We start from the raw sequence: 20,982 nt of genomic DNA, 5'->3' as shown, positions 1-20,982 counted from the left end.
AATGTCTTAGTTTGAGTGCCCTCTTTTATTCTTTGACACTCCCCATCACAATTCCTTTAATGAAGAACCGCTGCAAGAACGGATACACGATTAGAATCGGAAATGCTGCTACGAATATTTGAGCTGCTCTGCTCGTACGATCGGACAATTTGATCATTAATTCTGCCCTCTCAGGTTTAATAAAGCGGAAATCCATTTTGATAATGATCGTCTGCAGGAAAGTCTGCAGCGGATAATTCTCGGGATGATTCATGTAAATCATACCATCAAACCAGCTATTCCAATGCCCCACCATGGTGAAAAGACCTGTCGTTGCCAATGCCGGCAACGATAGCGGCACATATATTTTCCATAAGGTAGTAAATTGACCCGCCCCATCGAGCAGCGAAGATTCCTCAAGTTCTTTGGGCAGACTGCGGTAGAAATTCAGCAGCAGAATAACGTTGAACACCGTGACCGCTCCTGGCAGCACCAAAGCCCAGATTGTATCGAGCATCCCAAGGTTCTTCACGGTTAAATAGTTTGGAATAAGCCCGCCACTGAATAAAATCGTGAATACGAAAAACCATGAATAGAAGGTCCGCAGCCGAAATTGGCGAGAATCTTTGGATAATGGATAGGCCGTGATAATCGTCAGGAACATGCTGATTGTCGTTCCCATAAGGACCCGCTGAATCGATACCCAGAATGCGCGTAAATATTCAGGTTTTCCAAATACGTTAGCATAAGCAGCCGTTGTGAATTCAACTGGCCACAGGATGACTTTTCCGGCGGATGCTGCCTGCCCGGAGCTGAACGAGAGCGCCAAAATATGAATAATAGGCATGAGGCATAACAAAGATACGGATGCCAGAAAAATGAAATTACATATCAAAAACAATTTTCTTCCGAATGACCTGTTAGTACGCACGATCTGTCTCCCTTCTGAATTACCGCGCTTGCATTAGAAAATGCGGTAATTCGCTACACGATAGGCTAAGATATAGGACATAGATACGAATATGAAAGAGATGACTGATTTCAGCAGTCCTACGGCCGTAGCGAAACCGAACTGTGCTTGCTCAATCCCCATACGATATACGAAGGTATCGATAATATCCGCGCTCTCATAGACCGGAGGACTGTATAGGTTAAAGATTTGATCAAATCCGGCATTCAGTACATTCCCGATACTAAGCGTAAACATGAGAACGATAATAGGAAGCATCCCGGGTAGCGTCACATGTAACGTCTGCTTAAAGCGTCCTGCACCGTCGATCTCCGCTGCCTCGTACAGTGACGGATTAATACCGGTAAGCGCAGCCAGATAGACAATCGTACCAAATCCAAACTCTTTCCATACATCCGATATGACCATGACATAAGGGAACCACTTATTGTCTCCCAGGAAAAAAACAGGGTCGATACCAAACAAGCCAAGCACTTGATTGAGAATACCGGAAGATGGAGACAATACATCGATTAGAATACCGCTTAACAAGACCCATGATAGAAAATGCGGCAAGTACACGAGCGTCTGGAAGGTCCGTTTGACCCATTCTTTCCGCAGCTCATTCAGCAGTATCGCTATGGTGACCGGAACGACCATGCCTGCTACAATTTTCATCACCGCAATGTATACTGTATTGAAGAATATCCGGCCGATATCGGGGTAATCCATCAGTAACTGAAGGTTTTTAAGACCAATAAATGGTGAGCCGAACAACCCTTTATTCGGTACGTATTTCTGAAAGGCCATCGTAATGCCGGCCATCGGGATATAACTGAAGATGAGGACCAATACGATCCCAGGAACCAACATCAAGTGAAGCGGCCACTCCCTCTTCCACATACGCGTTAATACATTCATGCCATCCACCTCGCTATAGGACTAAAAATGAAGAACTAGGTTAAAGAAAAGAGAGGTCGTTTGTGTCCAACCCCTCGATTCTCCTGCTATCATTGTTTGTGAGTCGCGTACCATTCATTGACTTCTTTGGTCATTTCGTCGCCGCCAAGCTTTTTCCACTCTTCCACGAATTTATCGAATTCATCCACGGATACTTGATTCATCATAATCTTGAAGTATACTTCATCCCGCTTCTTCTTCAGGATTTCTTGTCGATCTGCCATGGTTGGAGTCGGTGCGCCGTAGAACTTGTTTTGTAGGTACTGTTTATTGTTCTGAATTTCAGGAACAAGTGAATATGCACCTTTTGGACCTGAGATCAGATATTCCCACCACATGTTGATATCGGTACCGTCAACATACTTCATGGCACGCTCGTAACGAGTTTTTTGATCTTTCGTCTCCAAAATGCTCTCGTCTTTGTTCTCGATCGCTTTTGGCAATATTTCACCGTTATTATCCTTTTGTTTACCAACACGAAGCGGGCTTAGAAGCCAGTAGTTGTTGCCTTTCTCCTTCAGGTCTTTACCATACTCATACACTTTCTGTTCTGGCGTCGGATGATTATCCACGACAATCCAATGGTTCAGCAATTTAATAACGCCTTCCGGATGCTTCGCTTGCTTGGAGATAACATAATATTCGTCAACACCCAAACCTATCTGCGATAGTGCAGGTTCGCTATCCACCGATGGAATCGGGAATACGCCCCACTCTTGTACGACTTTACCATCCTTTACTGCGCCTTTTGCGAGCTGAGCCGGTACCCAAGACTGGCCGTATACGATACCTGCGTTGTTGTTATAGAGGAGCTCTGCTGCTTTCTCCACATCTTTAACGACGAACTCAGGATCAATTAATCCTTTCTTGAACATCTCCTGCAGCGCCTTAAGTGCGTCTTTCACTTGAGGCTGAATGTCACTGTTGACCAAATTGCCATTTCCGTCTTCCATCCAAAGATTTTCATAAGCATGGTAACTATTCAAGAATGCTATTAGTCCTGTAACAGCTGTGGACTGGTTGTTAAATGGATCTTTGCTAATTACAATTCCATACGGTTTCCCAGTGCCGCCTGGATCTTTTGTTTTGAACGCTTCGGAGATCGTCAAGAGATCTGCCATCGTCTTCGGTTCCGGCAGGTTCAATTTCTTCAGCCAGTCCGTGCGTACATAGAGGAACTGATACTGGTACGGATTATAAGAACTTGGAATCCCCATGAGTTTACCGTCGAAAGTGGCGGTCTTCAGTTGCATTCCGCCATCCATCGACAAGAATTTCTTCGTCTCATCCGTAGCATTCTTGTCATATACGTCCGTGATATCCATAATCATATCCGCTTCGGTCAGCTCTTTCAGCTGTGTAGCATTAACCTTCATGAAGTCCGGAAGGTCATTGGAGGCGATGGACATCTTCACTTTTTCCTTGAATTGAACGTCATCGGCGGACACCCATTTATTCGTAAGCTTCACACCGATATCTTTCTCATACGCATCATAGACCGAGTTCTTCTCAAAGCTTTCGCCCTCATCGAATTTGAGATACTGATCGCTTGCCGAAACTGTTGAAACTTCAATCACTTCATTTTTTTGTTCCACAGATGTCTCAGGCTGCTTCTCAGGCTGCTTCTCCCCTTCATTTGTGGTTTTGCCGCATGCCGTGATAGTTAAACTTAGGATCAATGCAACGATCAGAAGTATTCTACTTTTTTTCTTCATATTACCCCTCCACATTGTCTCAAAATAGGTCGTGCATCTACTTCATGCTGCTTCTCTTCCTAGTTCTAGTATAGGAAAGGAAAGGACCCCCATCTATATACTAGTCTTTACTTTCGTATACACCTCTTGACTACCGTCAGGCTTGTCCCTAGAACGCACAAGAGAGAGGGAGTCTCCCTAGGTTAGGTTGACTCCCCCTTCGCTTCGTTGAAACGTCCGTGTATTAACTCGAATATTCAGCTCCCCACGATATTTGACAAGAGATGACGCGCCGCTTCTTGCTTCATTTTTCGATAAACCTAAGCGCACGTTCAGATTGATATTCAGCTAGACCTTTTGCGAATTGTTGATCGGGAAATCCTCTATGCTGTAGCTTTAAACCCGCTGAAGTTAATGATATATGGTGATGCAATTGATAAAATAACAGCCTATCCGGATCAAGCTTATCGTTCTTAAGATACCGATAGAAATCTCCAAATCGCATCTCCATAAAACTATGCTCATGCTCAATATCAAAGAACGCTGCTCCTTCGATATCGATCAGAAAGGGCTCCAGCTTATCATTAACCAATACATGGTCAGGACCCAGTTCCCCATGAATAAATCCATACTGCTTTCTAGGCTTAATTCTTGATTCAAGCTCATACAACTTATCGAGCAGTTTACTTTGATTAGACCCGATCTTCTCCATATGCTGAGAGGCGTAAGCTAGCTGTACTTTCGCATTTTTCATTTGTAATGAATGACATTGTTCTGTACTGATCTCGTTAGAATTGGCTTTCCCAAAAATCTGCCTTTCGGTGGTATGCATTGTAGTAAGCATATCCCCCAACTGCTGAAACACTTTATCTTGAACAGCTAATTCGGAATGTTGGAAAAAGGTTTCTGCCTTACGTCCATCTATATATTCAACAAGCGCATAATCAAATGGGTAACGGTCTCTTTCCTTATTCAGATCATAAAGTGCTGGGGTCTGAATTCCATGTTGTGTTAAATACTTATTGTTTAATTCAAACAAATCACTTCCATAGGACTGTTCATTTATATCTTCATTCGCTTTTTCTTCTTCAAAATAATTCATGGAAAGATCCCACACATACAAAACGCAGGAAAATCCATTACTGCACTCAATCTTGTAGACCACCTTTTGTGCGCCACCATGCATTCGTGAAACACGAGTAACTAAATAACTGGTGCCAAAAATCCGTCCAATATAATCCTGTAAGTCGGCCTGATCGAGATGATAGGTAACGTCCATTAACAACACTCCATTGATTAAGTTTTGCCGGCTTCACAATAGTAAATAAAATCCAGCCCAAAGTATAGACTTTTTCTTTCTGATCAATTATGATGTTGAATAAGGTCTTGAAAAAAATAAGCATACAAAAAGCCTTTGGATTTTATTCCAAAAGGCTTTTTTTTGATGAAATTTCTAGCGAAACCGGCATATCCTTAAGTTATTTATAATTACTCAACTATCGTGTCCTGTCATCAGCGCTCATCGTGTATACATAATATAATCATCATTCTAACTCATCGCTGTTAACAATACGGCAATCGTATTAAACACACCGTGAACAATCATACCAGGCACGACCGATCCCGTACGTTCATAGGTCCATGCAAGCACAACTCCACTAATAAAATTCACGGGCATGGCATTCATAGTGGGAAAATGTGCAAAAGTAAAGATTAGCGAACTAATCACAATCGCCCATCTCATACTAACACGAGCCCGTAGCCAACGATATATAAATCCACGGTAAAATATCTCTTCATAAAAGGGTGACACGATCCCTGCCGACACGATACCAATAATTATAGTAAATAGAGTGACATTTTGCTTCAGACTCTCTGTTTTGCTGTTGTCCACCGTATTCCCAAGAAAACTCGTGAGATAGAGAGTGGCCACACTAAATACGATGAGAATGAGTGTCCACAGGGCAATCCTCCACCAATCTTTCGCCGGAAACCCCTTTACTCCTACCTCTGTCCAGGACATTTTCTTCGGTCGTAAAGCAATGAAATATAATCCTAACAAAAGTACAATCGCGATGGTAAGCCCTGTAAGAGTCCCTGAGTAAAGAGTATTCCCCAACCATTGCTCATACATTGACTGTACCGCATACTTGATAACGAATATAACGAATACAAATTCAAGCGCAAGTAAAGCAATAAACTCACGCCATGTCCACTGATCCATCTTCTTCCACATTTCCGTACTGGTCATCCTTAATCCCTCAATCCTCTGTGATATAATTTAATGATATTAGGTGACGTTACGTCACCTGCAAGCATTATTTTCGGGAGGAAAGAAGAATCATGAATAGATGGACAACAGGACAAGTATCCAAACAGCGGAACATTTCCGTTCGAACCCTACGTTATTATGATCAAATTGGTCTTCTTACACCGAGTTATAAGGAAGATAACGGCCGCCGTTATTATTCAGAGGAAGATTTATTCACTCTCGAAAAGATAACGTTGCTTAAATCACTATCACTACCGCTTGAAGACATTCAAAATGTAATGGACAAGCTATCTTTTCGTCATATTCTAATCGCACATCATAATCATCTTCAGGAGCAGCTTACTTCTCTTCAGGGCAGTATTGCAAATACTACGTCTTTGATCAATATGATTGATCTAGAAGGTACACTCTCCTGGGATCGGGTTTCTCATCTGGTCCATAACGTACAACCCATTTCTAAACAGTGGATCGATTATTTCAACGATGACGAAAGTGCATTTCTACAGAATGCACTCCCCAATCTCAACAGTAATGACCAGACCACTCAGCAATATGCCTCTTTGCTGCGCCGGATTGAATGGTGCATACAGCAATCTGTTCCACCTGAATCTGATGAAGGTTATAACATTGCCTGCGAGTTAATGAAGCTATCACACGAAACCTTTAATGGAGACGAGAAATTGATGGAGAAGTTTTGGGAAGTGAGGAAGCTCCCTACATTAGAGTCAGGACTATATCCCGTATCCGACGAAGTGCTGAACTTTGTGGAGATTAGCATTGCTCACGTTCAAGAAAAAGGGACGGGACAGAAATAGGAATTGAGGAATTTATTGAAATCATGAGTAGCCCCTTTAAACTGAATAAGCGGCGGATCTCTAAAGGAGGATCCGCCGCTAACACATACTAAAAAAATCGAACTTCATATTTATGACTACTTCATAATAATTGCGATAATCCCTACTATAATACACAAAATCCCACTTATAAATTGTCCTAATCCTGAAGCTTGTCCCATTAGTATGAAATTGAATATGTTTTTACTTTTTCTATTTCCCCCAAATAAACCCTCTTCTTTTCTCATAAGATAAAGACCCCAAACTATCAAAACTACCCCAAAAATAAATAATATACTAAGCAATTATATTCCTCCATTATTTGTTTCATATGCGCATATTTACGAAAAATATTATTTGTCATCTTCATCAAAAATAAACGTTTCTTCAATTGATAAATTAAAAACTGAAGCTATTTTATACGCAAGTAGCACAGATGGATTATACTTTTCTTTTTCTAATGAGATGATTGTTCTAGAAGATACACTTACTTTATCAGCTAGCTCTTGTTGAGTTATTCCTTGTTCTAATCGTAATTCTTTCACTCTATTTTTCATTAAATATCTCCTTGATTAAAGGACATGATTATAATATTTTCTAGAACAAAATTCACTAATGATTAAAGATATTAAAACAATTAATAATGCAGTATTTGTAGGAATTACTACAAAATTAGTTAAAAACATAATAATTATAATTACATACATCAAAAAACGCATTGAAAAGTGAGAAACTTTTCCATCAATTAAAATATCTCTTTCATCATATTCCTTTGACATGTTCCGTTCCAATATTTTGTTATTGCGGGATTTAAGGTAAGAAATTATTGAAATCAACAAAATTATTCCACCTATGAATAACATGACATAACCATAATTAAATCCTTCCGATGTATCGAGATATAATTGAATAAATCCCAATACCATTAACAAGATTGATAATAAAAGTCGCTGTATGAATAGTTTTTTCAAATGTAATTCTCCTAACTAACTTATTCTTCTGAAGTGAAGTTCGTTTCATATGAAGTTCACTTCATGTGAAGTTAACTTCATAATATCTTATTTCAAAGTAAATAACAAATGGTAAATAATAGCGCTTTAAATAACAGATTATTTCATCATTTGAACAATTTTATTGTAATAGTGTTTAAGTAATCTGCCCGTTAGCTGAATAAAGGCAGTCGATCACGTTGACTGATCGGCTGCCTTATCGTGTTTATTGAGCTATTGATACTCGTTGGGAACATCTTGTGGTTAAACTTGACGCTCAGTATCCATGTCCTTTTTATACATTTTTTCCGCTTCAATAGGACTCTCTTTTGCCGTCATATGGCTTGGAATTACCCGATAAACTTGAACCGGACCGCCGAATACAGCTGATCTATACTTCTCCACATGCTGCTTGGACAGGGGGCGATTATAGTAACCTGGTACATACTTATTCATCATTTCCTGAAGTACATGAGTGGCTTCATCCAAATCCGTGATCGGTTCTGCTTGTCCGAATATCATTACGCTCATATAAGCCGTATCCGTTTTCGCAGGTACCGGATCCGTAATGGTTCCATATTCCTCACATACCGTAAAACACACCTCTGAATTATCACTCATCACCTGATTCCGCCTTCCGTCTCCAGCCCCGTGAAAATAGAGTTTCCCTTCTGTCCATACATAATTAAGTGGCACAACATAGGGGAGTTTGCCATCAGCCAACCCAAGATAACCCAATCTCGCTTGCTGAAGGAACCCTTCAATCTTCTCTTGATCCAGGCATTCCCTGCTCTTGTAACGAACCGAATTCATATCGATATCTCTCCTTTAACTCTAGCGTGCGGCAACGACCAAATTGCGAATACCAGCGTTGTTACGGTAGTATATCAATGAATGGATTGCATTAAAATATCCAAAAATCACCGTTTAAAGCAATCCATAATTAATATTATTATGATTGGGCTTCTATTTGGAGGTGTGTACGATGATGAAAGTAATTCGTAATGATAAGAGACCGATCTGGCAGCAATTGCTTGATCAAGCAATTCATAATATTACTAGCGGAGTCTGGGCGCCAGGAGAATTACTAATACCTACCCGCGAACTTGCTCACATCGTAGGTGTCTCACGCTCAACTATACAGATCGTCTATGAGGAATTGTTAAGTCGAGGTTATACAGTTACCTCTCGCCGAGGAGGAACGCGAGTTAGTAGATGGAAGCAATTCAATGTGTCAACGAAGGAAATAGAAACAGAGGGTCCCACACCTCCTTCACTCTCCTTGTTAGACTCAGCTGTTGATCATTTACATGACTGGTTCAGAGGTAAAGAACAGATAGAAGTGGATATTGATTTCAGTCCTCATGAACCCTATTTGGATGAACAATTCCAAAAGAACTGGCGGCAATCGCTGCTCCACGCATCTGCTGAAATGGATTTATCAAGCTGGGCTTACGGTAATTGCTACGGTTACACACCTTTACGTGAGCAAATACAGCGTTATTTATCCCTTGAACGGGGCATACATATCCAAACTAATCAGATTCTGTTGACCTCAGGAGCTCAACACAGTATCGACTTAATCGCACAGTCGCTTTTAGCTGATGGGGATACAGTTTCAGTAGAAGATCCAGGTTTCCCAGCTGCTTGGATGGCGATGAAATATCGACGAATGAATGTGGTACCTGTTCCCGTTGATGAGTATGGTCTAGTGGTGGAGCATATTCACCCTCAATCCAAACTGATCTTTGCCACCCCTTCTCACCAGTGCGCAGTAGGGGTCGTTATGTCGGAGACCCGTCGGCAACAATTACTACATAAAGCGGTTCAAGAACGGTTTTGGATCATTGAAGACGATTATGATAGTGAATTCCGGTATCGTGGGGAGCCGCTGCCAACGTTGTTTAGTCAGGCACCCAATAATACTTTGTATCTCATGAGTTTCTCTAAAATGATTGCTCCTGGCATTCGTATTTCGGCTATTATAGGTTCATCCGAGGCAATTGCTCAACTAGCGAAGGTACAGGAACTGACTTACCGTCATCTTCCGATTATGGATCAGCTAACACTAACCCATTTCATTAAAAATGGTCATTTTATGCGGCATATGAGAAGAGTCAGAAATGTATATCGAAGAAGACACGAGGTCATGACAAAAGCTATTATGGCTAGTGGTTTAGGGGAGCGTTTTACACTCAGTGGAGTAGAAACAGGATTGCATGTGTTACTTGAGGCTGAGGAATCATACGACGAAGAAACTGTGACAAATTTAGCCCTACAACATGGAATACGTGTTTACCCTCTTGGACCCTATTGTCTGGATAGCAAAAGAAAGGGATGGGTATTGGGGTTTGCAAAAGTAGATGAAGCATCAATTGAGCAGGGGATATATCGCCTTGCGGAGATAATCCTATAAAATCATCTCCGCAGGATTAGATAAATTAAAAGAAAGTATGGACTTTAAATTACTTAGTCTGATGGTTACAGTTACCGTGAATCCCTTGGTTACGCCCTCATTTTAAGATACTTGGCTTATGCAGATAGCAAATAATACAAGCCTCTATCCCGCCACTCGGAATAGAGACTTGTATTATTCTTACTCCTTTAATACTCTCCTTTGATTACAAAATACGAGCCACGGATTGTACCGGCTAGTTTAGACTTCTGCCTAGCAAATTTAAACTTCTCTTCTAACTCCTTTGGTATCTCCATCCCCTCAGAAAGCTTAAAACCAACGGCTCGCTTCTTAGGATCATCAACCGTATACATGACATTAACCTCGAGTCCATCTTCATAAAAGACATAAGTGAATTTAATATTTTCCACTTGAAAACGCGACGTTTCTAAAGGTTTTGCCGCAAACTCAATATTACGTTCTTCTTTTAAAATTCGGCTCACATAATCAAGGTTTTCCTGGCTTTCGTTAGCTGGGACAACTGTAAATTCATGCTTGTACTTGTTCATAAAGTAACGAGCTTCATTCGCACGTAAACCAGCAAGCGCCTCTGCTACAGGTGAAGACTCTACTCCGACCGTAGACACATTTTTAAAATCAACGATATACGTCATTTCCATCTCTCCTTTTCTCTCATTATTCCCTATCAATAGAATACAATAACTAAAATTTTAACTATATTATATCAAAAATAATCCACTTCACATGTTCAAATCTATGCCCGTAACTTTCTAAAAAAGAGCATCTGCTGCAAATCGGCCAAGACTTATAGCCTTCGTCCTTGCAGCAGATGCTGACGGTCAGCTAAAAACCGTATCATCCATATATTGGTGCCATCGAAAACAAACCTTGAAACGGATTCCTACCTGACGCATTCTCTCAACCTTCTGTGTGACCGAGCCCCTGAATACTGTTGTGATCAATCGAGCTCCGCGCGGGAGAAGAGATCCAGGATCAACGTCTCATCTTCACAGGCCTGCTTCAACCGCACCGCGAACTGCTTAATAGCTTCGCTATTCTCCGAATAAGCACAGAACATATCCGCTTCCGGGTCAAAATGAATCGTATCTACCCATTCAGGCATATATTCGTTCACAAACACAGCCGCCAAAGAAGCCCAATCGTACCCGTTGCCTTCAAATCCTTCGTCTGCCCGGGCCTCGAACACTTCCGATCGGTAGCTACCCACATTTAGAATGACAGACATGCCTCCACCTTGCTGATCCACGAGTATAAAAGGGGCAACGTCCTCTTCTGCGGATTCTGCTTCCAGCCGTGCAATGACCTCAGAGCGGGCTTGATTCGTGAAGCAAAGCACCCCGTTTTTCTGAACAATCAGCCCTTCCCGTATCCGCCCATCCAGCCAATCGCTGATCCAGCCCGGAGCATACCCGCCTTGACCGAACTCGCCGCCAAAAGCGATCATTTCCTCATATACATCCAGATATTGTTGACGGCTCGTATTTGGATAAGAGCTTGTGTACAGCCAGAACTGCACATCGTACATCAGAGCAGAAAGCTCATCCGCATGAAAGGAAAAGTGTCCCTTCTCTTCTACGATTCGGGTACAGACTCTACGGATCTTCTGCTCAAGCTGATCTACCTCAGGCACATGGCTGCACAGCTTGGCAAGCAAAGGCGAGAATTGGCCTACGGCTACTTTGCGCAAATCCTCCTCTTTATCTTCTTCAGAGGTGTCGTATTCCTCATCACTCAGTAGGCCGCGTATAAACGTCTCGAAGTCTTGGGCCAAGAACGTAATCTCATAATTGTCTTCCTGATCCACATGAATCACCTCGGGTTCGCCGTCCCTCCCACAGTTCCGGTAATCCAGCATCACGACATCATGGCCTGCCGAAGGGCAGTCACAAATTACTACGCCGATGTCAGGATACCCCCACTCCTCAATCATGAACGGGCTGCCGAGATCGCCACAGAGTGAATAGCTTTTCTCGCGTCCGATGCCCATAATGCCCGTAATCGCAATATGATCCTCAGCCCATGAGGTCGCGTCCTCCGTCGGAAAACAAGTATTATAAGGAACTCCCCCATTGTGCTGCTTCATCAGACTGATATAAGAGGCAGGAAGCTTGTAACCCAGTTCTTCTTCTACAGAAGCAATCAGATCATCCGTAGGCGGGGCAGAAACATATTCTTTTAGCGCATAATCGCTATCTTTCCAAAATTCGGAGAGGTCCATCCCTTCAAAAGGAGTTGCAGTCGTCCCCGAATCATTATGTTGCTCTCTGATTGCCTGTCTGGCTGCGGCGTGCTGTTCTTTGCGTAGCTTGCGCTGGCTGAATTTTAGAAATATGGCCGTATTCTCATCATCCGGATCGAGGTCATGGGCAATACTCAGCACTCTCACCGCTTCCTCATATCGATTCAAATAGTAGTAAGAATATCCCACACGAAAATGCCACAGATGGTCATTCTGCCCCTGTTCCGCAATCATCGCGAAGTGTCCAAGCGCTTCTTCATAACGTCCCAAATTGTTATACGCTCTTGCCAGACTGCTGACTACCTCGTAATCTCTGTCCGCTGGAGGAATCGTCATCAAGGTGTCTACAATCTTCTGGTGTTCATCATCTTCATGCCACTGTGTCAGCTGTGCGATTAGTTCTTTGTCCATGGTCTACCTCCCAAAGCTTATAATCAAATTACTAGAATATAGAGAAATATGGTTTTCCCTATTCTACCAGATGGGATGTAGGTATTGAAAATCGAAATAGGTCAGCTAAACGTAGCCATGACCCCAGCAGGAAACGGTAACTATACCTACCCTGTAAATCACCTGCAACACGGGGATACCATCGAGTACTCCTTTACCTATAATCCGGGGCTAGGGGCAGTCGATTCCCCGACCTTAACGTAAATCCATGGGGTAACGCAAGGAACACCGGAGTAAAGTGGATAAACCCTAGACAAAATGCATGAACACGAATAGGCGAGGAGGAAGTATTGGTGCTTCCCTCTCGCCTGTTTTGTTGTTTCTGCCATGCTGGTCTCCTCGGTGGAAGATCAGTTGCCATGCGTGATGCGTGACCTCCTTGACGACAAAGCTCACCTCTTAGAACGTCATCAAGCCTAACTATTTACACCAGCCTCTATCTTCTGATCAATAAATTGCTTGAATCTTGTAAAATACTGCTCTGATGCCTCCCAGCGCCTAAGGTCCAAAAAAGACATGTCCTGCTTGCCATATTGATTGGGCGGCTGATAATGCCGGGAAACATAAGTTCCATGATCCACTGTATAAAAATAATACGCCTCATCTGGAGTCTTGATTTCAATCCGAGCATGCAGGTAGTCTCCGTCCTCGTCCGTATGCGCATTACGGAAGCTGTAATATTTTGAGCCGTCCCAGAACCCGTCATCCTCCTCTTCTTCCGAATATAATTCCTGAATTACAGTGTGTTGCAAAATGTCTTGCACATATTGGACCTCAATGTTTCGTAAATAAAGCTCAGCCATATTAATACAGGTCAGCAACATAGTCCAGCAATCGCTAATCTCCGCTAGTTGTTCCTGAGACTCTTCTGTAATGTGCTCCCACTCAGACCCCTCATCTATAGTTCTCCTCAACAAACCGATGGAATGATCTTGCTCCAGCCAAATATAATAGTGATGCCGGTTATCTTTCATATAAACGCTGAGATCCCGCTCATCCCCGTCTGCATCAATATGCTCCAGTTGAACTTTGAAAAATACGCCTTGCTCCTGAAAATCAAACGATGGTTTGTCATCCGTCATTAAAATACACTGAGTCAATTTCAATATATTTTCCTCATTGATTGTGTTATGGGTAAAATATAAATGAACAGGTTTCTTTCTCGTGAGGGTTTCATTTACTTTTTTCAATGCGGAACGCCCTTCTACAATAACATTCACCAGCGTGCAAAAGGAAAATTCCATGTCCTCCTCATCCATATCCAGAAAAACTTCATCAATCAACACCTCATGAATGTCCACCGGAAGCTCCTGAAATACGCCGTCTCCCTCCCATACATTTACTAAGCATGCAATAGATTTCTGCCCGTCTACTTTGATGCTGTACTCGTCATCCTGAACTAAAACCGCAGCGCTAAGATCACCTATAACAATTGTTTCCCCATGATTGTAGGTGCCGCACAATATTTCCTCAACCATCAGATTGCCCGAAACATAGATTTCCTGACCGCCTACAGCTATATTTTTCGCATTCAAATTACCGGTTACCATAAGCCCTATAGCACCATCTGTTTCTTTATTATAGAGATTGTCTACTGTAAAATTCCCATCGATAAAAATGATGATTACCTCTTTTTGTTGCGGGAAAGCCTGCTCCCAATCCAGATTAAGAGAAGGCAGCGTCAAATCCCCTTCATAATAAGCGGCTAGCTGCTCGTCACTGAAATCCTGGTAAAACTTCGCCCACCAAGATCCTTCCGGAAATTTATCTGCTAGTTGACTAATAGGAATGAATCGGAAAAGATTGCTCATACATTATTTTCCTTTCATTTTCAAATTTCCATTATTCTCTCATATGTAAAAATAAGGGTCAATCTCAAGTTTACAAACCATCCCCCACAACAAAAAAAGGCCATCCTTCTATGGGATGGCCTGACAAATCAGAAGTACAATAGTAATCACCGTTTATTATTTTTTCAAAACCGGTATCCAAATCTCACTTCTGAAGGTGGGTGAAGATATATCCTTACCCTCATTCCATAAAATCTCCGGGCCTCTTGCCAACTCATAATTAGCGGTAGGGAACCATTCAGAATAGATGCGTCCCCAGACATTTTGCAATGTATCGGGAAATGGTCCAACGGCTTCGAATACAGCCCATGTTGCTGCAGGAACATCTAGTTTCGTTAACTTTTCGGGGCATTCCTTGGTTGTAGCAACGCCAACATAATGGTCAAGTTCTCCCTTTTCTTCCATTCTCTCTTCAGAAAAATTCATCGATGCTTGAATCAGTCCCTGAGGTTCGACATTTGAGAGCTTTTTGAGCTGGTCGATGTCATCGCTAGTTAAGCTTTTCCACATAGATGCGATTTCCGGATTTACGCCATTAAATTGGATAGGTACCCTTCTCGTAATGCCAACGATACAGAATGACTCTTTTTCAATGATACGATAGTTCATTGCACTTCCCCCTTGAATCGTTAATTGAAAGGTCAAGCGCGGATAGGCTTTTAATGAAGGGCCATGCAACTTTACCGAAGAGGGCGGAATACCGTGCAAGCCTTGGAAAGCTCTAGAAAATGCGTCTGCTGAGCTATATCCATATTTCACCGCCACATCCATAACTCTTAATTCTCCAGCTTGAAGCTCAAATGCCGCAGATGTCAGGCGTCTCCGACGGATGTATTCTGATAGCGTGATGCCTGCAAGAAATGAGAACATTCTAGAAAAATGATATTCGGAACAACAAGCCAACCTAGCCGCTTCCTTCAGGTCTATATTATCAGCAAGATTCTCTTCAATGTATTGTAGAGCCCCGTTCAGATTTGCAAGCAAATCCATTCGAATGACCTCCCTTCACTAACAATATAGCAAGTATCGTCGGCATCCATCCGACATCTCATGCACAGTTTTGCTGGGTACCTAGGAGAAACTTGCCGCTACTTAAGATACGGTTCACCGCGCATTTAAAAAAGAGGTGCGAAAAGCCGGTTCATCACCGGACGCTTTTCGCACCTTCCCTCTCTTGCCTAAATTAACGCGTCGAAATGGCCCTCCGAGTTCACCGTCGCCGTCCGGGGATCGGTCAGACCGATGCCCTTGAGGCCTCCCTTCCACTCAATCCGCGAGAGGGGGAGGTGATCTTGAAGCGGAGAAGCCGGTACAAAATTTACGGGGGCGCTACTCCCGCTTTTCTGTACGAGTTGGGACTCCAGCAGCCGGATTTGCCGCTGCAGCTGCTCCCGGCGATAAGGAGTCTGCATCTCACTTCCTTGTGCCGCATTCACTTTATCCAGTTCCATCATCAGCCGGTTCCGCTGTTTCTCCAGGGAACTGACATCACTCTGTGTACCGCCGTAGGCCGCAATGGTCTGTACAGAGCTGATGCCTGATACTGTCTGTGCCGCCATGATCTTTCCCTCCCTTTCCTCGGCTCCCAATCCAAATTCAGCCAAATTTGAAAGTTCTAATCATCTTTATTACCCAGCAGGCCCCGTCATGACAACATCACAGCCTCAATTAGAGAATAATCGTCATATAGTCTCAGTCGGCCGCTTGTTTCGACCCTACCAAAGACCCATCGAAGGCTGGCTAAAGTCCCTTCAGAGCTCCCTTACTCGTCCTTCAACCGCCGCTGATACAAAATGACAGACACTACTGTTAGCACAACTGTCCATGCCAAGGTAATGAGGAGGGGGTTTAATAAATCTCCCGTCATAATACATTGGTTGAAATTGCATTCCGTCCTCCTGATCAGCGACACTACTTGGATATATAAAACAATTATAAAGCCAGGATACTTTTTTGTCAGTTTCTAACTAAAAACACAACGTCATGTCCTATCTAAACGTTCGTCCAGCCGTTCATGTTCATTCGATTCCTTTCACTTAACAAGTATAAGCGAGGAAAATGGGGGTCACTTTAAGACTATCTGTTATGCAAGAAGGGGCTCAGCATATGACATATGGAGAAATTCTATTTCGTACGGCAACGTCTTTCGTTGCTCTACTAGTTTTGACGCGTCTTCTAGGTAAAAAACAAGTCGGACATCTAACGTTTTTCAATTATTTAACAGGGATCACCTTCGGCTCCACCACTGCGGAAATTATCGTCAACAGACAAATCACGCTGCTGCAAGGAATATCTAGCTTGGTCTTATGGTCGCTCTTGGCGTTCAGCGTTGCATTGATCGGACTGCGCTCTGTCAAAGCACGTGAGATTCTCGACGGCCAACCTACGATTCTCGTCAAACAAGGCAAGATTCTGGAAGAGGCATTAGCTAAGCAGCACCTCAACATCGACGATTTAAGCATGTTACTTCGGAATAAGGATGTCTTTTCACCCGAAGAAGTCGAATTTGCAATTCTGGAACCTGACGGTAAACTTAGCGTGTTGATAAAAGAAGAACTGCTGCCTGCAACAAAAAAAGATATAAAAGTAAACGTTGCACCTATTCACAATATCCCAACTGAGCTTATCGTTGATGGTAAAATCGTAGAAAAGAATCTTAATAAAATAGATGTCTCCGTTGTCTGGCTCAACCAACAATTAAAGAAAGCCAACATTTATTCTTTAGATCAAGTATTTTACGCAGAGCTCCAATTGGACGGGAGTCTGTATATCGACAAATACCAGGATATAAATCCATAAAAGACCCTCAAAGAGAACAGCCCCCAGACTGTTCTCTTTCGCTGTCTGCCTTAGAAGCAGGTGAACGAGCGAATCCGATTCAAATCAATACCGAAGTACCCCCAGAAGAGACCGAACCATCTGAACCCTGCAACAGAATTACGCCCGACGAATACCGGGAAGAACCAGAATTGCTCGCCGTTGTTCAGCCAAATGTATGTGTTGCGGAACAAACAGCCTCTGATCGCACCGGGGTCGATGGCAAATGCAGTGGCCGACATTTGCGGTACGAATTGCGGTGGAGGTGCCGTCGGCGCTTGAACGCCTCCCGGTGCAGCTCCTGGAGGTCCCGGAGTCCCAGGAAATCCACCTGGTCCACCTGGTCCACCCGGTCCTCCTGGTCCTCCTGGTCCACCCGGAAACCCTGGGAATTGGCCGCTTCCCGGCGTTGGAAAAAATCCCATATATGATCACTCCTTTCAATGAGTAGGCACAATCATCATATGCATTCGCGGAAAGAGTGTTTGGGCGAATGCCAATAAATAATCCGCGCCTGCCGAAGCTGAACAGTAATGAAATTTAGCCGCCTAAAAGCCTTTTTCACCTGCTTCGGCTCATAAATATGGACGAATATCCGCTTATGCTGATTCCTAATTTGTCTTAGAATTACCGTAGAAGTTTAAAAAAGGCTGTGATTCTAATGTTAATCAAAAGAGACAAATGGTTGCAATATCGCATCCTTCGCAAAGGTTCCTCTCTCGCCGGACGGCTGCCAGAGACACAGTTGCTTAAGAAGAACGCATTAACGAATATGCTGCTTCACTATCAAAGCGTCGTATTGAAACCCCGCAACGGGAGTTACGGAAGGGATATCCTGTTCATTAAACGAAACGGTGCAAACGCCTATCGTATTCATAACGAAAAGAAAGTCTTCACCATGACAGACAGCGATAAGTTACTTAAATTGTTCCGTAAAAAAAACAGAGGTCGTGGATATATTGTCCAAAGGCGTCTGCAGCTTGCCCAAATTCAACATAAGCCATTCGACATTCGGATAATGGTTCAGCGACAAAAGAGCTCTTCATCCCCTTGGAATGTGACAGGTTCATACGCGAAAGTTGCGGCGCAAGGATATCTAGTCACGAATGTGGCTAGCCGCACCATTCCAGTCCTTGAGGCACTCAAATTAGCCCGAATCGGAGATCGGAGCTTGCTTGTCAAAGCGGAACAGATCGCATTATTGGCAGCCACACGACTGGGAGAGCGTTACCCAAAGCTTAGACAAGTCGGGTTCGATATAGGCATCGACAGGAACTGCCGGATTTGGATCATTGAAGGCAATTATCAACCAGACTTACGCCCATTCCGGCTCTTGAAAGATTCCTCAATGCATCGCAGAATATTATGGTATAAGAACCATTAAAACGAGAAAAAAGACGACCAGCCTCTTATCTTTGGCCTGTCGTCTTTTCATGTTTGGTGCGTATCCTTGATAATCCCCCGCTTGCAATTTTACTTACGTCTTTTGTTACTTACAACACGCGTCACTTGGAACTTATTTACCCCTACCTGTATAATGGCAAACTGGCTGTAAGAAGTGCCGGAAGACGTATAAGGTTCCGCTTGAATATTTCCACTCGGCGTTCTAACCGTTGCAGTGATTCTAGTCACCAAACAGACTCCACGGCTAGAAGCTTTCCAAGTCTCGTCACGCTGAACATTATAATTGTCATCACTACATAAGATGGATGCATATTCAACTTTTCCAAATGCATTAAACGATGTGGAGTTAAAGATCTGTACGGGGTCATAACCGCCAGCTTTTCTATTTCCCATCCTCAAAACCTCCCTTATTATCGATATTATTCATTAAATGCAATTACATCGTTTTGGTAAGGTATAAATGTGGACAAGAAAAAAAAGTACGTTTATCCGATGGTCACAACCCCTTCTCTTTTACTTCTATTATCTTTTTACTAAACTGATACTTCACAGTAACATTCTCAATAATCTCAGTATTCTGGTAGGCAAGAGAACCTTCAAATACTAATGTATCATTGTCTTTCCACACCAGGTTATCAGCATAGCTATAATTCTCATGATCGGTGCGAATCCATGTATCTAATTCTTTTTGTGCACCATATTTGACTCTAGCAGATTCTATTAACTCTGGACTTGTCATTCCCTCTTCAATATTGCTAATTTGAACGAAATTACTTTTATTAGAGCATGTTACGATCGCAACTAACTTATGATTTGGAGAAGGGATTATTTTTGTAATATACATAGATGGTGCAGAAAAACTTAAATATTCTTTAAGCACATTGTCTTTTATTCTCCAAATGACATTTTGACTTCCATAATCCGAATAATTATTAAACAACGTAAATATGATACTTCCGTCTGCTAGCTTAACAATATAAGGGCTCCGATAACTTTTCGACAAAATATCTACGGCAAAAGCAGCCGCATCAGCGATTTTTTGATTCTCATTTTTTATAAATGGCTGAAGTTCTTTTAACGCTTTTACTCTCAACGTGGGATCATTAAAGCTTTCTACCAGCCTATTAATAGCAATATATACATATTCATTATTATCACTTTTTAAAGCATGTAGAAATTTTTCCGCATCATATTGAGTAGCAGGCTCTAACTCCATGTCTTCAGCATTTAAATAACGTATGTAAGGCTCTGAATTTTGATTTTTATAATATTCAGTTGCTAATAAAGCTGAAGCGGTTGAACTATATAGGACAAGACAGGCAACCAAAAAAACCCACTTTTTAGAAATTACTTTTTTCCTTTTCTCTGTTCCATTGTGCCCAGCCGCTTCAATTAAGTTTTCATCAATGAGTCCGATCTCCTTAAATAAATCTTCTTTTTTCATAGGTTAACCCCCTCTTTGTCTAGATGAACTCGAAGTTTATTTCTTGTCCTAAATAATATAGATTTCACTTTACTACTACTCATATTAAATCTCATAGAAAGCTCATCTATTGAATAGGAATACCAGTACCTTCCAATAAACATGTTTCTCGCTTGCTCATCTATGCCATATAAAAATTGATTTATTAAGTTTGCGATCTCACCTTCTTCATACTCTGTTTCTACAGTATCAGGCGAAGCTAGACATTCTTCTAGTTCCGTTAGAATGACTTCAAACTCACGATTACGTTTTTTCGCTGTATTATAACCATACTTATCAAGCGCAATATTACGGGTGATCCTCCCTAAAAATACCGAAAAATTCCTAGGCAGACTAGGCGGTATCGCATTCCATGCCGCTAAGTATGTATCGTTCTCACACTCTTCAACATCCGAGAAATTTGAAATAATGTTTCTTGCAATGACTCTGCAGTAAGCCCCGTATTTATTTTTAGTCTCTAAAATGGCTTGCTGTGAACGCTGTAAGTATAGGTGGATTATTCCTTGGTCTTCCATTCGTTTTTCTCCTTTTAAACACTCTTATCTATATAGTAGAGAATTCTTAGAATGGGTTGCACTTATATTAAAATTTACACTAATATATAAAGACAACCCCCTCCTAAACAA

Annotated in this window: 23 protein-coding genes and 1 pseudogene; 5 read left to right on the top strand and 19 right to left on the bottom strand. The window is 42.2% G+C overall.

Going from position 1 to position 20,982, the window contains the following annotated elements; translation table 11 throughout:
* Positions 1 to 25 precede the first annotated feature (25 nt).
* The 5 genes from MKY52_RS14550 to MKY52_RS14530 form a co-directional block, all read right to left on the bottom strand.
* On the bottom strand, positions 26 to 910 hold the full coding sequence (locus tag MKY52_RS14550; RefSeq protein ID WP_042191389.1) for a carbohydrate ABC transporter permease: 885 nt from the start codon (positions 908 to 910) through the stop codon (positions 26 to 28).
* Positions 911 to 943: 33 nt separating this feature from the next.
* Positions 944 to 1,849 (bottom strand): ABC transporter permease, encoded by a 906-nt coding sequence (locus MKY52_RS14545; protein WP_341051950.1) that lies wholly within the window; start codon positions 1,847 to 1,849, stop codon positions 944 to 946.
* Positions 1,850 to 1,938: 89 nt separating this feature from the next.
* Entirely contained in the window at positions 1,939 to 3,603 is a 1,665-nt protein-coding gene (locus MKY52_RS14540; RefSeq protein ID WP_341051948.1) for an extracellular solute-binding protein, read from the bottom strand.
* 283 nt (positions 3,604 to 3,886) lie between these two features.
* On the bottom strand, positions 3,887 to 4,816 hold the full coding sequence (locus MKY52_RS14535; protein WP_341053424.1) for a phosphotransferase: 930 nt from the start codon (positions 4,814 to 4,816) through the stop codon (positions 3,887 to 3,889).
* A gap of 315 nt (positions 4,817 to 5,131) precedes the next feature.
* Positions 5,132 to 5,833, bottom strand: coding sequence for a CPBP family intramembrane glutamic endopeptidase (locus MKY52_RS14530; RefSeq protein ID WP_341051947.1), 702 nt, complete (start codon positions 5,831 to 5,833; stop codon positions 5,132 to 5,134).
* Between the two features lie 92 nt (positions 5,834 to 5,925).
* On the opposite strand from MKY52_RS14530, the gene MKY52_RS14525 reads away from it, so the two are divergent.
* Complete coding sequence (locus MKY52_RS14525; RefSeq protein WP_076286021.1) at positions 5,926 to 6,669, top strand: MerR family transcriptional regulator; 744 nt, start codon at positions 5,926 to 5,928, stop codon at positions 6,667 to 6,669.
* A gap of 116 nt (positions 6,670 to 6,785) precedes the next feature.
* On the opposite strand, the gene MKY52_RS14520 is transcribed toward MKY52_RS14525, so the two are convergent.
* From MKY52_RS14520 to MKY52_RS14505, 4 genes are all read right to left on the bottom strand, one after another.
* On the bottom strand, positions 6,786 to 6,992 hold the full coding sequence (locus tag MKY52_RS14520) for a hypothetical protein (RefSeq protein WP_341051946.1): 207 nt from the start codon (positions 6,990 to 6,992) through the stop codon (positions 6,786 to 6,788).
* Between the two features lie 48 nt (positions 6,993 to 7,040).
* Positions 7,041 to 7,244 (bottom strand): helix-turn-helix transcriptional regulator, encoded by a 204-nt coding sequence (locus MKY52_RS14515; RefSeq protein ID WP_076286019.1) that lies wholly within the window; start codon positions 7,242 to 7,244, stop codon positions 7,041 to 7,043.
* Between the two features lie 15 nt (positions 7,245 to 7,259).
* Complete coding sequence (locus MKY52_RS14510) at positions 7,260 to 7,658, bottom strand: hypothetical protein (RefSeq protein ID WP_341051944.1); 399 nt, start codon at positions 7,656 to 7,658, stop codon at positions 7,260 to 7,262.
* A 282-nt stretch (positions 7,659 to 7,940) separates the two neighbouring features.
* Positions 7,941 to 8,489, bottom strand: coding sequence for a pyridoxamine 5'-phosphate oxidase family protein (locus MKY52_RS14505; RefSeq protein ID WP_341051943.1), 549 nt, complete (start codon positions 8,487 to 8,489; stop codon positions 7,941 to 7,943).
* Between the two features lie 172 nt (positions 8,490 to 8,661).
* Between MKY52_RS14505 and pdxR the strand changes: the two genes are divergently transcribed.
* Positions 8,662 to 10,092 (top strand): MocR-like pyridoxine biosynthesis transcription factor PdxR, encoded by a 1,431-nt coding sequence (gene pdxR / locus MKY52_RS14500; RefSeq protein ID WP_341051942.1) that lies wholly within the window; start codon positions 8,662 to 8,664, stop codon positions 10,090 to 10,092.
* Positions 10,093 to 10,280: 188 nt separating this feature from the next.
* Here the strand turns inward: pdxR and MKY52_RS14495 are convergent, their stop codons facing one another.
* The 3 genes and pseudogenes from MKY52_RS14495 to MKY52_RS14490 form a co-directional block, all read right to left on the bottom strand.
* Positions 10,281 to 10,745, bottom strand: a complete 465-nt coding sequence (locus MKY52_RS14495) for a phage tail protein (protein WP_341051940.1) — start codon at positions 10,743 to 10,745, stop codon at positions 10,281 to 10,283.
* Positions 10,746 to 11,050: 305 nt separating this feature from the next.
* Complete coding sequence (locus MKY52_RS30370) at positions 11,051 to 11,359, bottom strand: immunity 51 family protein (protein WP_445671023.1); 309 nt, start codon at positions 11,357 to 11,359, stop codon at positions 11,051 to 11,053.
* Between the two features lie 42 nt (positions 11,360 to 11,401).
* Positions 11,402 to 12,763, bottom strand: a pseudogene (locus tag MKY52_RS14490) (SMI1/KNR4 family protein); the annotation flags it as partial.
* Positions 12,764 to 12,847: 84 nt separating this feature from the next.
* Here MKY52_RS14490 and MKY52_RS14485 point away from each other — a divergent pair.
* Complete coding sequence (locus MKY52_RS14485) at positions 12,848 to 13,006, top strand: hypothetical protein (RefSeq protein WP_341051936.1); 159 nt, start codon at positions 12,848 to 12,850, stop codon at positions 13,004 to 13,006.
* Between the two features lie 212 nt (positions 13,007 to 13,218).
* On the opposite strand, the gene MKY52_RS14480 is transcribed toward MKY52_RS14485, so the two are convergent.
* The 3 genes from MKY52_RS14480 to MKY52_RS14470 all read right to left on the bottom strand — a co-directional run bounded on the left by MKY52_RS14480 (position 13,219) and on the right by MKY52_RS14470 (position 16,211).
* Complete coding sequence (locus MKY52_RS14480; RefSeq protein WP_341051935.1) at positions 13,219 to 14,613, bottom strand: hypothetical protein; 1,395 nt, start codon at positions 14,611 to 14,613, stop codon at positions 13,219 to 13,221.
* A 156-nt stretch (positions 14,614 to 14,769) separates the two neighbouring features.
* Positions 14,770 to 15,642, bottom strand: coding sequence for an AraC family transcriptional regulator (locus MKY52_RS14475; RefSeq protein ID WP_341051933.1), 873 nt, complete (start codon positions 15,640 to 15,642; stop codon positions 14,770 to 14,772).
* Positions 15,643 to 15,830: 188 nt separating this feature from the next.
* Positions 15,831 to 16,211, bottom strand: a complete 381-nt coding sequence (locus MKY52_RS14470; protein ID WP_076286012.1) for a FlxA-like family protein — start codon at positions 16,209 to 16,211, stop codon at positions 15,831 to 15,833.
* 547 nt (positions 16,212 to 16,758) lie between these two features.
* Between MKY52_RS14470 and MKY52_RS14465 the strand changes: the two genes are divergently transcribed.
* Positions 16,759 to 17,451, top strand: coding sequence for a DUF421 domain-containing protein (locus tag MKY52_RS14465; protein WP_341053423.1), 693 nt, complete (start codon positions 16,759 to 16,761; stop codon positions 17,449 to 17,451).
* 50 nt (positions 17,452 to 17,501) lie between these two features.
* Here the strand turns inward: MKY52_RS14465 and MKY52_RS14460 are convergent, their stop codons facing one another.
* Entirely contained in the window at positions 17,502 to 17,894 is a 393-nt protein-coding gene (locus MKY52_RS14460; RefSeq protein ID WP_042130783.1) for a hypothetical protein, read from the bottom strand.
* A gap of 236 nt (positions 17,895 to 18,130) precedes the next feature.
* Between MKY52_RS14460 and MKY52_RS14455 the strand changes: the two genes are divergently transcribed.
* Positions 18,131 to 18,853 (top strand): YheC/YheD family protein, encoded by a 723-nt coding sequence (locus MKY52_RS14455; protein WP_341051931.1) that lies wholly within the window; start codon positions 18,131 to 18,133, stop codon positions 18,851 to 18,853.
* An 89-nt stretch (positions 18,854 to 18,942) separates the two neighbouring features.
* Here MKY52_RS14455 and MKY52_RS14450 read toward each other — a convergent pair whose 3' ends face one another.
* From MKY52_RS14450 to MKY52_RS14440, 3 genes are all read right to left on the bottom strand, one after another.
* Positions 18,943 to 19,266: a hypothetical protein gene (locus tag MKY52_RS14450; protein WP_076300430.1), complete on the bottom strand. Its 324-nt coding sequence runs from the start codon at positions 19,264 to 19,266 to the stop codon at positions 18,943 to 18,945.
* A 103-nt stretch (positions 19,267 to 19,369) separates the two neighbouring features.
* Positions 19,370 to 20,317 (bottom strand): hypothetical protein, encoded by a 948-nt coding sequence (locus MKY52_RS14445; protein WP_341051929.1) that lies wholly within the window; start codon positions 20,315 to 20,317, stop codon positions 19,370 to 19,372.
* Positions 20,314 to 20,871, bottom strand: a complete 558-nt coding sequence (locus MKY52_RS14440) for an RNA polymerase sigma factor (protein ID WP_341051927.1) — start codon at positions 20,869 to 20,871, stop codon at positions 20,314 to 20,316. Before MKY52_RS14440 ends, MKY52_RS14445 begins: the two co-directional genes overlap by 4 nt.
* Positions 20,872 to 20,982: the final 111 nt, after the last annotated feature.

Source organism: Paenibacillus sp. FSL P4-0184 (assembly GCF_038004625.1).
Taxonomy (GTDB): Bacteria; Bacillota; Bacilli; order Paenibacillales; family Paenibacillaceae; genus Paenibacillus_AQ.
This window is presented reverse-complemented; position numbering and strand designations above follow the sequence as displayed.